Here is an 11,815-nt window from a genome sequence, read left to right as displayed (position 1 = left end):
TCATGATTGATTCGCCCCGCGTGTGTATTCAGGTTCAGAGCATCTATGTGGAATCACAGTCGATCCCTGAAGAAGAGCGTTACGTCTTCGCCTATACCATCACTATCCGCAATCTGGGGCGGACCGACGTGCAACTGCTGGGCCGTTACTGGCTGATCACCAACAGCAACGGCCGCCAAACCGAAGTTCAGGGCGAAGGCGTGATCGGCGAACAGCCTGTCATTCCGCCCGGCGGAGAGTTTCAGTATACCAGCGGCGCGATTCTGGAAACGCCGCTGGGCACCATGGAAGGCCATTACGAAATGGTGGACCATCAGGGTCAACCGTTCCGCACCGCTATTCCCGTGTTTCGCTTAGCCATTCCAACGCTGATCCATTAATTATGTCGACATACCTTATCGGCGACGTTCACGGCTGTTACGATGAACTGAAGTCGCTGCTGGCTCAGGCTGCTTTCGATCCCGAGCGCGATCGGCTGTGGCTGACCGGCGATCTGGTGGCGCGCGGCCCCGCCTCGCTGGACGTGCTGCGCTTCGTGCGCTCGCTCGGCCCGGCGGTGCGCATGGTGCTGGGCAACCACGATCTGCACCTGCTGGCGGTCTACGCTGGCATCAGCCGCAACAAACCCAAAGATCGCATCACCCCGCTGCTGGAAGCGCCGGACGCCGACGAGCTGATCAACTGGCTGCGCCGCCAACCGGTGCTGCAGGTGGACGATGAGCAAAAGCTGGTGATGGCGCACGCCGGCATCACCCCGCAGTGGGATATCGACACCGCGAAAATGTGCGCGCGCGAAGTGGAAGCGGTCTTGAGCAGCGACAGCTACCCGCTGTTTCTCGACGCCATGTACGGCGACATGCCGAACAACTGGGCGCCGGAACTGAGCGGCCTGGCGCGCCTGCGTTTCAGCACCAATGCGCTCACGCGCATGCGCTACTGCTTCCCCAACGGCCAGCTCGACATGATCTGCAAAGATGCGCCGGGCACCGCGCCGGCGCCGCTGAAGCCGTGGTTCGAGCTGCCGCGCCTGGTGGATCCGGAATACACCATCGTCTTCGGTCACTGGGCCTCGCTGGAAGGCAAGGGCACGCCGGAAGGCGTAATCGGGCTGGATACCGGCTGCTGCTGGGGCGGCGATCTGACGATGCTGCGCTGGGAAGACCGCCGTTACTTCACGCAGCCCGCCAACCGTGGCGAAGCGCCTGACCACGACGGCAGACTGGCCGCGTCCTGAAAACAAACATAAAGGCGGCCCAGGCCGCCTTGGTTCTCTTTACCGCCTTACGCCCCAATCACCCCGCCATCTTCACGCGTGATCATCAATACCGATGAACGCGGGCGCGGGCTGTTGTTCGGGAAGTGCGAATCGCCCTCTTCTCCCGGATGCTGCACGTTGACGAACATCGTCTTGTAGTCCGGAGTGAAGGTGATGCCGGTCAGTTCGCAGGACTTCGGCCCCACCATGAAACGGCGAATTTCGCCGCTGACCGGATCGCCCACCAGCATCTGGTTGTTGCCCTGCCCGACGTAATCCCCCTTGTTGCTGTACTTGCCGTCGGTGAGGATCCACAGGCGGCCGGCGCGATCGAAGCCCAGCCCGTCCGGGCTGTTGAACGTGTTGTCCGCCGTGATGTTCGGCGTGCCGCGGTTGACGCCTTCCGGGTGGGCAATCGGGTTGCCACACAGCGCATACATGTCCCAGGCAAAGGTGCCGGCGGTGGCGTCACCGCCTTCGTCCCAGCGAATGATCTGGCCATAGATATTGTTCGGCCGCGGGTTGGCGGCGTTCAGCGGCATCCCTTCCTCACCGCGCTTACTGTTGTTGGTCAGCGTGCAGTAAGCGCGGCCGTCATGCGGGTTCACCGCGATCCACTCCGGGCGATCCATTTTGGTGGCGCCGACCTGCTGCGCCGCCTTGCGGGCGAAGATCAGCACTTCGGCCTCATCGCGGAAGCCGTTCTCCGGCGTCAGGCCGTTCTTGCCGAATTCGAGCGCAATCCAGCGTCCTTTGCCCTTCAGCGGCGTGCCGGCGTCGTCGCCGTCGAACTGCGCCACGTACAGCGTTCCCTCGTCCAGCAGCGTGCGATTGTTGGCCGGGTTGGCGGCGTCGACCACGCCTTTGGAAACGTACTTATAGATATGTTCGCCGCGCTCGTCGTCCCCCATGTACACCACCAGACGGCCATCTTTGGCCACGGTCACCGCCGCATTTTCATGCTTGAAGCGGCCCAGCGCGGTGTGCTTGATGGGCGTCGAAGTCGGATTCAGCGGATCGATCTCCACGATCCAGCCGTGGCGGTTGAATTCGTTGGGGTTCTTCGCCACGTCGAAGCGCTCGTCATAGTCCGGCCAGTTACGCTCCGGCTCGCTGACCTTCAACGTGTAGCGCTTCTGTTCCGGCGTGGTTGGGTAATCGGCCTGACGGGTGCCGAAGTAGGTATCGAAGTTTTCTTCGCAGGTCAGGTAAGTGCCCCACGGCGTCTTGCCGTTGGCGCAGTTGCCGAAGGTGCCCAGCACCTTGCGTCCGCTCGGATCGGCGGCGGTCTGCAGCAGCGGATGCCCGGCGGCCGGGCCGCTGAACTGCATGTCGGTGTTGGCGGTGATGCGGCGGTTATAGCGCGACGGGCGCTCCACTTCCCAACGCTGGCCGTCGCCGACGCGCTTTACCGCCACAATGGAAACACCGTGCGCCGCCTGGGATTTACGCACCTCTTCCAGGTTGGTGGCCTTGGCGCCGCCGTGAGCGAACAGGTACTGCTCGTTGACGTATTCGTTATTGATGGCCATCACGCCGTGGCGATCGTCGATCGGGAAGAAACTCATGCCGTCGTTATTGTCGCCGAACTGTTTTTCCTGATCGGCGGCGCTGTTGTTGCCCTGCGGATCGAAGGCCGGTGCGCCATCCACCAGCGGCTCCCCCCAGGAGATCAGCACCTCCGCACGGTAGCCCGGTGCGATGGTCACCTCGTCGGCGGTAGAGGCGGCGATGCCCTGAAAGCCCAGCAGTTTGTTCGGCGGCAGATCCTCGGCCAACGCCTCGGCGGAGACCGACCAGATGCCGCCGCCGAGAAAGCCGGCCAGGCCGACGGCGCCGGCGCTGCCGAGCAGCAGTTTGCGGCGAGTGGGATCGATCAGGCGGTCGGCGTCTAATTGCTCAATTTGCTTGGTCATAGCGTGGTTACCTTTTTAGTTATGGCGCCGCGGTCAAGATTCACCAGAGTTGCCGGGGCGCTCGGAGTTGGGCTTCATACTAATCAGGTAATGTGACGGAAAGGTTACGGACGACTGGCGCAAAAAGGCCGGGGCGCAATTGCTTGCGCCCCCGGGGAGAGTTGGCTAACGCGCTGAAATCAGCGGCGCTGCAGGATCTCGAAGCAGTAGCTGTGCGAGTTCAGATCGTCAGCGTCGTGGAACTCGCTGAACGTGGTTTCCCACTCGTCCGGCTCGTAATCCGGGAAGTGGGTATCGCCGCCGACCTCGGCGTCGATGTGCGTCAGGTACAGGCGATCGGCGCGCGGCAGCAGCTGGGTATAGATACGCCCACCGCCGATCACCATCACTTCTTCCACGTCGCCGGCGGCGGCCAGCGCTTCATCCATCGAGGTCACCCAGGTCACCCCGGCTTCGCTGCCCGGACGGCTGCTCAAAACGATATTGTGGCGGCCCGGCAGCGGGCGGCCGATGGACTCGAAGGTCTTGCGGCCCATAATAACCGGCTTATTCAACGTGTTGCGTTTAAACCACGCAAGGTCCGCCGGCAGGTGCCACGGCATGGCGTTTTCCATGCCAATAACGCGATCCGCCGCCAAGGCAGCGATCAGGCTGATAATCATTGTTTAACCCTGTGTAGGCAGCAAAATTGGTGACACTATACGTAAAGGCCTGAGTGCCGTCGATAGGCTAATCAAGCAAGATGAATATATAAGATAGCTCTTATCAGCATATCTAATAACCAACGATCTCCCGCCGGGAAATTTCACACGCCGGGGCGTTTGCGGTACAGCCACAGGCCCGGCAACGACAGGCCGATCGACAACGCGCCGACGATGAAACTGGCCTTGAGGAAGTTGGTGATCATGGTCTCCATCAAGGCTTCGCTGTAGCCCAAATGCGAGATCTCTACCACAGTTATCATCGCGGTATAGGCGGAAATGCCGGGGAACATCGGGATCACCGCCGCCACGGTGAACACCTTCGGGTGCGCCAGCAGCCAGCGCGACCAGTAGATACCGATGATACCGATCAGGATCGCCGCCAGCAGCGAGGCCCACTCGATGTTCATGCCGCCGTGCATCATCAGCATGCGCGAACCGCGCCCGATGGCCCCAAGCAACGCACAATAACGCAGCGCGCGCAGCGGCACGTTGAACACCATGGCGAAGCCCAGCGCCGGCACCGCCGCCAACAACATCTCCTGCAACAAGGCCCACAGCAGACTCATGACCACCCCCGCAGATCCCACAGCGACATCGCCATCACCACCCCGATGCAGGTCGCCAGCGTCAGCAGGCTGGCCATCGCCCAGCGCGCCAGCCCGGTATTGACGTGCCCCTTGAACATATCGGCCACCGCGTTGATCAGCGGGAAGCCCGGCACCAGCAACAGCACGCTGGCGGCCATCGCCACGCTCGAGGTGTCCTTAAACGCCGGCAGGCGCAGCAGCAGCCCGGAGATCGACGTCGCGACAAACGCCGTCAGGCAAAAATTGATCAGCGGATTCATATGGCGGGCGGTGAGAATTTGGCGCACCAGCATCGCCGTGCCGCTGGCGATAAAGGTCACCAGGAAGGCGTCAGCGCCACCACCGTTAAGCATGCTGAAGCACCCACAGGACAACCCCACCATCAGCACCACCAGCCAGCGCGGGTAGCGCAACGGCCGGATCCTGTCAAAACGGCGCGCCACGTCGTGCGCATCCGCCAGGTGGTGCTCGGCGAGGATCACGATATGCTGCACTTCAGTCACCACCTGCATATTGATGCCGCGATCGACGTTCTTGCGGGTGGTGGTCAGACAGGCGCCGTGGCTGAGGGTGGTCAACACCACCGCATTGGCGGAGATCGAGCTTTCCACGCTGTCCATCCCCAGCGCCAGCCCCAGGCGGGTCGACAGCTGTTCCACCACCGTGCTCTCAGCGCCGTGCTGCAACAGCAGCAGCGCGCATTGAATGCACAGGCGGGTTATTTCACGCTGTTGCCGGTGCGGTTCCGGCCTCTCTGTGGCGTTAGTCTGCTGCATAGGGCTCCGTCGCTGGCGGTAGATGAATAATTATCATAGAGCCTAACAATACCTCATTGGGTTGATGCGCATCAGAGGAAGCGGCGTTATTATCGCCAGAACTCTGTCTTTTGCGCGAGACGCTCCCATGCTTGAAACTTCGCTGTTCGTCGCCGGCATTGCCGCCCTCGGCATGCTCTCCCCCGGCCCGGATTTTTTCCTGGTGATCAAAAACGCCGCCCGCTATCCGCGGCTGGCCGCCATGATGACCGCCTTTGGCGTGATCTGCGGCGTCGCTACCCACATGTCCTACTGCGTCGCCGGGCTGGCGGTGGTGATCACCACCACGCCGTGGTTGTTCAACCTGCTGAAATACGCCGGGGCGGTGTATCTGGTGTGGATCGGCATCCAGGCGCTGCTGTCGCGCGGCAGCGGTAAGATGAACGTCAGCAATCTGCCGCAGCAGCAGGTCAGCCTGAAGAGCGCCTTTGCGCAAGGCTACCTGTGCAACCTGCTGAACCCGAAAGCCACCCTGTTCTTCCTGGCGGTATTCACCCAGGTGCTGCAGATCGATTCCGGCCTGGGCGACAAGCTGTGGTACGCGGGGATTATTCTCGGCCTGTCGGTCATCTGGTGGCCGCTGCTGGTGTTCCTGATCCAGAGCGGGCCGGTGCGTCGCGGGTTGGAAAAGACCCAGAAGATCGTCGACAAGCTGCTGGGCGGTATGCTGATCGCCTTGGGCATCAAGGTCGCACTGAGCTAAGCAAAAAAAGGGGCGCCGATCTGGCGCCCCTATTCTTATCCTTTAGCTTCCACCACTTCATCCTCCGGCGCCTTGCCGTCGATACTGCCGCGCCAGCCGGTCTGCTGCACCCGCGCCAGCCGATTCTGATCCTGCTCGATGGCCGCGCTGAGCATCTCCTTGGCCCGCTGCAGGCTGGCGATGCGGAACTCGGTGTCCTGATAATTCTCCAGCGTGTCTTCCAGCATCTTCAGGTTATAGCGGCGGAACGTATCCGCCTTCTCGCGCGCCTCATAGGCGTCCAGCCCCAGCAGCTCAAGCGTTTCACGGCCGATGCGCAGCGAGCTTTCAAAGGTTTCGCGCTCCGGTTTTTCCACCCCCAGCTGCCGCAGCTGATACCAGTGATCGACGTCGCGCGCTCGTGCCACCACCTTCAGATGCGGGAAGTGCTGCCTGGCCAGCTCGGTTAACGCCAGGCTGTCTTCCACGTCGTCGATGGCGTTGATCAGCACCTTGGCGTGGGCGGCGCCGGCGGCCTCCAGCAAATCGGCGCGCGTGGCGTCGCCGTAGAACACCTTGGTGTCGAATTTGCGCAGCGTCTCGATATGGTCCGGATCGTGATCCAGTACCACGGTGTGTACGCCGTTGGCCAACAGCAAACGGCCGGCGATCTGACCGAAACGGCCGAAGCCGGCGATGATCACGCTGGCATTCTCGTCGTCGATAACGTCAGCCGGGCGCTCCTCTTTCGGCGCATTTTTCTCCAGCTGCGCGGCGATCACCAGCAGCAGCGGCGTGGCCGCCATCGACAGCGCCACCGCCAGCGTCAGCGACTTGGCCCATTCGACCGGCAGTACGCCGGCCAGCTGCGCGGCGCTGAAGATCACGAAGGCGAATTCACTGCCCTGCCCCAGCAGAATGGCGAACAGGCCGCGCTGGCGCTTCGGCACGCCGAGCAGCGGCCCAATCAGCCACAGCAGCGCCGCCTTGATCAGCATAAAGCCCAGCAGCAGCGAGGCGATCAGCAGCGGATGATGGAACAGCGTGCCGAAGTCGATCGACATGCCGACGCCGATAAAGAACAGCCCCAGCAGCAGCCCCTTGAACGGCTGAATATCGCTCTCCAGCGCGTGGCGGTATTCCGAGCTCGCCAGCAGCACCCCGGCGAGGAACGCCCCCATCGCCATCGACAGCCCGGCCATCTCCAGCAGGATGCCGAAACCGAACACCAGGAACAGCGCCACGGCGCTGAACACCTCGCGCATGCCCGAACGGGCGACGAAGTGCAGCAGCGGGCGGGTGACGTAGCGGCCGAGCAACACCACTATCGTCAACGCGCCCACCACCTTGGCCGCCGACAGCACGAAAGCGCCCAGCGTGGTGGTGGCGCCGCTGCTGGCCAGCAGCGGGATCATCGCCACCAGCGGGATCGCCGCGATATCCTGGAACAGCAGCACCGCAAATGCGCTGCGGCCGATCGGCGACGGCGTCAGGTTGCGTTCGCTCATCGCCTGCATGGCGATGGCGGTGGATGAGAGCGCCAGCGTCAGGCCAATCAACAGCGCCACCTTCCAGTTGAGGCCCAGGAAGTAACAGAAGGCGCTCAGCGCCAGGCCGCAGCCCACCATCTGAATGCTGCCGCCGCCGAACACCGAGGCGCGCAGCGTCCACAGCCGCTTGGGATCCAGCTCCAGGCCGATGATAAACAGCATCAGCACCACGCCGATCTCGGCGAAGGTCAGGATCGACTCGGCATCCGACACCAGCTTCAGCCCCCAGGGGCCAATGATGCAGCCGGCAATCAGGTAGCCGAGCACCGAGCCCAGCCCCAGTCGCACCGCGATCGGCACAAACAGCGCGGCGGAGCCGAGGTAGATCAGCCCCTCGATCATCATGTGGTGGTTATCCATGGCTGGCCTCCCGTGTTTCCGCTTCGGCATGTTCCATCAGGTAGTCGACCAACCGCTGCCGGTAGGCTTCGCCGGCGGCGAGCAGCGCCGGTTCGTTGCAGGTAAAGGTGTTATGCAGGGCGAAAAAAGGCTGCCAGTTCATGCCGCAGTAAATCGCCGTGGCCTGCAGCGGCTGCGCCAGCGCGGCGAAGTTGGGAAAGTCGCCCAGCTCGAAGTGGTGCTCGTCGCCGCCGCTGGTCACCGCCCACAGGCAGTCTTTCCCCACCAGCGCGTTGCCGTCGTGGCCGTAGGCCCAGCCGTGCTCCAGCACTTTGTCGATCCACAGCTTCAACAGCGGCGGGAAGCTGTACCACTGCATCGGATGCTGCAGCACCACCAGGTCGGCGCGCTCCAGCGCCCGCTGCTCGGCGTTGATGTCGATATTGAAATCGGGGTACAGCTCATACAGCGAGCGCACCTCTACCTCGGGGAGATCCCTCACCGCCTGCAGCAGGCGCTGGTTGGCATGCGAATGCCGGGGATACGGGTGAGCATAAATTATCAGAATCATTGTTATCGTCGTTCCTTCGTTCCTTGCCAATACACCAAGCATATACCAATCACACAGGGTGACAGTTTGCCCACTGATTGATAGCGGAAATTTTTAACGCCAGCCGACAAATTCGCTGAATAAAAAAGGGCGCTGCATCTGCAGCGCCCCTGGCGTAGCGTTATCGCGCGGTTATTTGCCGATGCGCGCGTGCATTTCCTGCACCGACGTGACCTGCTCGGTCGGATCCGCTTTCAGCGCCATCGCGGTGGCAAAGCCGCCGTTCAGCGTGGTGTCGTAGTGCACCTTGTACTGCAGGGCGCTGCGGCGAATCAGCTTGGAGTCTTCAATCGCCTGACGGCCGGCCGTGGTGTTGACAATGTAGGTGTACTCGCCGTTCTTGATACGGTCCTGAATGTGCGGACGCCCTTCGTGCACCTTGTTGACCAGGCGCGGGTTGATGCCCGCTTCGCCCAGCACCACCGCGGTGCCGTGGGTAGCGTCCAGCTCGAAGCCCTGCTTCAGCAGGCTGGCGGCCAAATCGACCACGCGAGCCTTGTCGCCTTCACGCACCGACAGCAGCGCGCGGCCCTGCTTTTTCATGCCCGAGTTACTGCCCAGCATCGCTTTGGAGAAAGCTTCCGCGAAGGTGCGGCCCACGCCCATCACTTCCCCGGTAGAGCGCATTTCCGGCCCCAGAATCGGGTCGACGCCCGGGAATTTGTTGAACGGCAGCACCACTTCTTTCACCGAGTAGTACGGCGGGATAATTTCTTCGGTCACGCCCTGCTCAACCAGCGTTTTGCCCGCCATCACGCGCGCGGCCACTTTGGCCAGCGGCACGCCGGTCGCTTTGGACACGAACGGCACGGTACGCGCGGCGCGCGGGTTCACTTCAATCAGGTAGACTTCGTTGTCTTTCACCGCGAACTGCACGTTCATCAGGCCGCGTACCTGCAGCTCGAACGCCAGCTTTTCCACCTGGCGACGCATTACGTCCTGAATTTCCTGGCTCAGGGTGTACGCCGGCAGCGAACACGCGGAGTCACCGGAGTGCACGCCCGCCTGCTCGATGTGCTCCATGATGCCGCCAATCAGCACGCGCTCGCCGTCGCAGATGGCGTCGACGTCCACTTCCACCGCGTCGTCCAGGAAGCGGTCCAGCAGCACCGGCGCATCGTTGGACACGCTGACCGCGGTCTGGAAGTAGCGGCGCAGGTCGGTTTCGTCATAGACGATTTCCATCGCCCGGCCGCCCAGCACGTAGGAAGGGCGCACCACCAGCGGATAGCCGATGCCCGCCGCCTTCTCCACCGCCTGCTCGATGGCGGTGACGGTGGCGTTGGCCGGCTGCTTCAGGCCCAGACGGTTGACCGCCTGCTGGAAGCGCTCGCGGTCTTCGGCGCGGTCGATGGCGTCCGGGCTGGTGCCGATGATCGGCACGCCCGCAGCTTCCAGCTCGCGCGCCAGCTTCAGCGGGGTCTGGCCGCCGTACTGCACGATCACGCCCTTCGGCTTCTCGATGCGCACGATTTCCAGCACATCTTCCAGCGTCACCGGCTCGAAGTACAGGCGGTCGGAGGTGTCGTAGTCGGTGGAGACGGTTTCCGGGTTACAGTTGACCATGATGGTCTCGTAGCCGTCTTCGCGCAGCGCCAGCGAGGCGTGCACGCAGCAGTAGTCGAACTCGATGCCCTGGCCGATACGGTTCGGTCCGCCGCCCAGCACCATCACTTTCGGCCGGTCGTTGGTCGGGTTGGACTCGCACTCTTCTTCATAGGTGGAGTACATGTAGGCGGTGTCGGTGGCGAATTCCGCCGCGCAGGTATCCACGCGCTTGTACACCGGATGCAGGCCGTGGCTGTGGCGCAGCTTGCGAATTTCGCTCTCGGCGACGCCGGCCAGCTTGGCCAGACGCGCATCGGCGAAGCCCTTGCGTTTCAGGGTGCGCAGGAACGCTTTGTTCAGGCCGTTGATGCCCGCGTCGGCCACCTGCTCTTCCAGGCGCACCAGCTCTTCAATCTGCACCAGGAACCAGCGGTCGACGTTGGTCAGGTTGAAGACGCCGTCAACCGACAAACCGGCGCGGAAGGCGTCGGCGATGTACCAGATGCGGTCAGAGCCGGCGTCTTTCAGCTCGCGGCGGATCTTGGTCAGCGCTTCCGGATCGTCCAGGCTGACTTTCGGGTCGAAGCCGGTAGCGCCCACTTCCAGGCCGCGCAGCGCTTTTTGCAGCGACTCCTGCTGGGTGCGGCCGATGGCCATCACTTCGCCGACCGACTTCATCTGGGTGGTCAGGCGATCGTTGGCGCCGGCGAACTTCTCGAAGTTGAAGCGCGGGATCTTGGTCACGACGTAGTCGATGGACGGTTCGAACGATGCCGGGGTGCGGCCGCCGGTGATGTCGTTCATCAGCTCATCGAGGGTGTAGCCCACCGCCAGCTTGGCGGCGATCTTGGCGATAGGGAAGCCGGTGGCTTTCGACGCCAGCGCCGAAGAGCGCGACACGCGCGGGTTCATTTCGATAACGATCAGGCGGCCGGTTTTCGGGTTGACCGAGAACTGCACGTTGGAGCCGCCGGTTTCGACGCCGATCTCACGCAGCACCGCCATCGAGGCGTTGCGCATGATTTGGTATTCCTTGTCGGTCAGGGTCTGGGCCGGTGCGACGGTGATCGAGTCGCCGGTGTGGATGCCCATCGCGTCGAAGTTTTCGATGGAGCAGACGATGATGCAGTTGTCGTTCTTATCACGCACCACCTCCATCTCGTACTCTTTCCAACCGATCAACGATTCATCGATCAGCAGCTCGTTGGTCGGCGACAGGTCCAGACCGCGTTCGCAGATCTCTTCGAACTCTTCGCGGTTGTAGGCGATGCCGCCGCCGGTGCCGCCCATGGTAAAGGAAGGGCGGATGATGCACGGGAAGCCGACGTCAGCGGCTACCGCCAGCGCTTCTTCCATGGTGTGCGCAATGCCGGAACGCGCGGTGTCCAGACCGATTTTCTTCATCGCCACGTCGAAACGGCGACGGTCTTCAGCCTTGTCGATCGCATCGGCCGTCGCGCCGATCATGGTAACGCCGAACTCGGCCAGCACACCCTGACGCTCCAGCTCCAGCGCGCAGTTCAGCGCCGTCTGGCCGCCCATGGTCGGCAGCACCGCATCCGGGCGCTCTTTTTCGATGATCTTGCGCACCACTTCCCAGTGGATCGGCTCGATATAGGTCGCATCGGCCATTTCCGGGTCGGTCATGATGGTCGCCGGGTTGGAGTTGACCAGAATGACGCGGTAACCCTCTTCGCGCAGCGCTTTACACGCCTGGGCACCCGAGTAGTCGAACTCACACGCCTGGCCGATAACGATCGGGCCAGCGCCGAGGATCAGGATGCTTTTTATGTCTGTACGTTTTGGCAT

The 11,815-nt window shown here is 62.6% G+C and carries 10 protein-coding genes; 3 read left to right on the top strand and 7 right to left on the bottom strand.

What is annotated here, in order from left to right:
* The first annotated feature begins 2 nt into the window (after positions 1–2).
* Both apaG and apaH read left to right on the top strand, forming a co-directional pair.
* Entirely contained in the window at positions 3–380 is a 378-nt protein-coding gene (gene apaG / locus AWX27_RS12180; RefSeq protein WP_016929119.1) for a Co2+/Mg2+ efflux protein ApaG, read from the top strand.
* A 2-nt stretch (positions 381–382) separates the two neighbouring features.
* Positions 383–1,234 (top strand): bis(5'-nucleosyl)-tetraphosphatase (symmetrical) ApaH, encoded by an 852-nt coding sequence (gene apaH / locus AWX27_RS12175; protein ID WP_060422423.1) that lies wholly within the window; start codon positions 383–385, stop codon positions 1,232–1,234.
* Positions 1,235–1,281: 47 nt separating this feature from the next.
* Here apaH and AWX27_RS12170 read toward each other — a convergent pair whose 3' ends face one another.
* The 4 genes from AWX27_RS12170 to AWX27_RS12155 form a co-directional block, all read right to left on the bottom strand.
* Positions 1,282–3,171: a PhoX family protein gene (locus AWX27_RS12170; protein WP_060422420.1), complete on the bottom strand. Its 1,890-nt coding sequence runs from the start codon at positions 3,169–3,171 to the stop codon at positions 1,282–1,284.
* 179 nt (positions 3,172–3,350) lie between these two features.
* Complete coding sequence (gene folA / locus AWX27_RS12165) at positions 3,351–3,833, bottom strand: type 3 dihydrofolate reductase (protein ID WP_038873402.1); 483 nt, start codon at positions 3,831–3,833, stop codon at positions 3,351–3,353.
* A gap of 143 nt (positions 3,834–3,976) precedes the next feature.
* Complete coding sequence (locus AWX27_RS12160) at positions 3,977–4,441, bottom strand: threonine/serine exporter (protein WP_033637072.1); 465 nt, start codon at positions 4,439–4,441, stop codon at positions 3,977–3,979.
* Positions 4,438–5,238 carry a threonine/serine exporter family protein gene (locus AWX27_RS12155; protein ID WP_060422417.1) on the bottom strand — a complete coding sequence of 267 codons (801 nt, stop codon included), beginning with the start codon at positions 5,236–5,238 and terminating at the stop codon, positions 4,438–4,440. Before AWX27_RS12155 ends, AWX27_RS12160 begins: the two co-directional genes overlap by 4 nt.
* Before the next feature lie 127 nt (positions 5,239–5,365).
* Between AWX27_RS12155 and AWX27_RS12150 the strand changes: the two genes are divergently transcribed.
* Positions 5,366–5,980: a LysE family translocator gene (locus tag AWX27_RS12150; protein ID WP_033651688.1), complete on the top strand. Its 615-nt coding sequence runs from the start codon at positions 5,366–5,368 to the stop codon at positions 5,978–5,980.
* A 35-nt stretch (positions 5,981–6,015) separates the two neighbouring features.
* On the opposite strand, the gene kefC is transcribed toward AWX27_RS12150, so the two are convergent.
* The 3 genes from kefC to carB form a co-directional block, all read right to left on the bottom strand.
* Positions 6,016–7,869 (bottom strand): glutathione-regulated potassium-efflux system protein KefC, encoded by a 1,854-nt coding sequence (gene kefC / locus AWX27_RS12145; protein WP_038873391.1) that lies wholly within the window; start codon positions 7,867–7,869, stop codon positions 6,016–6,018.
* Positions 7,862–8,419 carry a glutathione-regulated potassium-efflux system oxidoreductase KefF gene (gene kefF, locus AWX27_RS12140; protein ID WP_060422413.1) on the bottom strand — a complete coding sequence of 186 codons (558 nt, stop codon included), beginning with the start codon at positions 8,417–8,419 and terminating at the stop codon, positions 7,862–7,864. Before kefF ends, kefC begins: the two co-directional genes overlap by 8 nt.
* 171 nt (positions 8,420–8,590) lie before the next feature.
* A complete protein-coding gene (gene carB, locus AWX27_RS12135) occupies positions 8,591–11,815 on the bottom strand; it encodes a carbamoyl-phosphate synthase large subunit (protein ID WP_033649161.1) in 3,225 nt (1,074 codons plus the stop codon).

It is taken from the genome of Serratia sp. 2880STDY5682894 (assembly GCF_001537385.1).
GTDB classification, from domain to species: domain Bacteria; phylum Pseudomonadota; class Gammaproteobacteria; order Enterobacterales; family Enterobacteriaceae; genus Serratia; species Serratia nevei.
This window is presented reverse-complemented; position numbering and strand designations above follow the sequence as displayed.

What these genes read in the sequence shown, in the direction of transcription:
- apaG (WP_016929119.1), top strand. Translation starts at nt 3, where the DNA reads ATGATTGATTCGCCCCGCGTGTGTATTCAGGTTCAGAGCATCTATGTG.
- apaH (WP_060422423.1), top strand. Translation starts at nt 383, where the DNA reads ATGTCGACATACCTTATCGGCGACGTTCACGGCTGTTACGATGAACTG.
- AWX27_RS12170 (WP_060422420.1), bottom strand. Translation starts at nt 3,171, where the DNA reads ATGACCAAGCAAATTGAGCAATTAGACGCCGACCGCCTGATCGATCCC.
- folA (WP_038873402.1), bottom strand. Translation starts at nt 3,833, where the DNA reads ATGATTATCAGCCTGATCGCTGCCTTGGCGGCGGATCGCGTTATTGGC.
- AWX27_RS12160 (WP_033637072.1), bottom strand. Translation starts at nt 4,441, where the DNA reads ATGAGTCTGCTGTGGGCCTTGTTGCAGGAGATGTTGTTGGCGGCGGTG.
- AWX27_RS12155 (WP_060422417.1), bottom strand. Translation starts at nt 5,238, where the DNA reads ATGCAGCAGACTAACGCCACAGAGAGGCCGGAACCGCACCGGCAACAG.
- AWX27_RS12150 (WP_033651688.1), top strand. Translation starts at nt 5,366, where the DNA reads ATGCTTGAAACTTCGCTGTTCGTCGCCGGCATTGCCGCCCTCGGCATG.
- kefC (WP_038873391.1), bottom strand. Translation starts at nt 7,869, where the DNA reads ATGGATAACCACCACATGATGATCGAGGGGCTGATCTACCTCGGCTCC.
- kefF (WP_060422413.1), bottom strand. Translation starts at nt 8,419, where the DNA reads ATGATTCTGATAATTTATGCTCACCCGTATCCCCGGCATTCGCATGCC.
- carB (WP_033649161.1), bottom strand. Translation starts at nt 11,815, where the DNA reads ATGCCAAAACGTACAGACATAAAAAGCATCCTGATCCTCGGCGCTGGC.